Annotated in this window: 1 protein-coding gene; it reads right to left on the reverse strand. The window is 64.1% G+C overall.

Annotation, left to right across the window (positions count from 1 at the left end):
* The coding region (locus tag IE247_RS33960; protein WP_373305654.1) for a cysteine--tRNA ligase at positions 1-716 on the reverse strand (716 nt) is incomplete at both ends.

Consider the following 716-nt stretch of genomic DNA (forward strand, 5'->3'; position numbering starts at 1 on the left):
TTGACCATCTCGGAGACGAGCACCGAGTTGCCGAGCGATTTGGACATCTTCTCGCCGCTCATGGTGACCCAGGCGTTGTGCACCCAGTACCGGGAGAACGTATCGCCGAAGGCCTTGGCCTGGGCGATCTCGTTCTCGTGGTGCGGGAAGATCAGATCCAGACCGCCGCCATGGATGTCGAAGGCCTCGCCCAGATACTTGTGCGCCATCGCCGAGCACTCCAGGTGCCAGCCCGGACGGCCCCGCCCCCACGGCGTCTCCCACGACGGCTCGCCCGGCTTGACCGCCTTCCACATCGCGAAGTCGCGCTGATCGCGCTTACCCGTCTCGCCCTCGCCCGAGGGCTGACGCAGATCGTCCAGCTCCTGGTTGGACAGCTGGAGATAACCCGGGAACGACCGGACGTCGAAATACACATTCCCGTCCGACTCGTACGCGTGCCCGCGCTCCATCAGCCCGCGCATCATCTCCACCATCTCGGTGATGTGCCCGGTCGCACGCGGCTCGCACGTCGGCGGCAGGCACCCCAGCGCGTCATAACCGCTGTTGAACGCCCGCTCATTCTCATAGCCGATCGACCACCAGGGGCGGTTCTGTTCCGCCGACTTCTGGATGATCTTGTCGTCGATGTCGGTGACATTGCGGATGAACGTCACCTCGTAGCCGCGGTACTCGAACCAGCGGCGCATGATGTCGAAGTTCAGCCCGGAACGGAT

Source organism: Streptomyces inusitatus (genome assembly GCF_014651115.1).
In the GTDB taxonomy this organism is placed as follows: Bacteria; Actinomycetota; Actinomycetes; order Streptomycetales; family Streptomycetaceae; genus Streptomyces; species Streptomyces amakusaensis.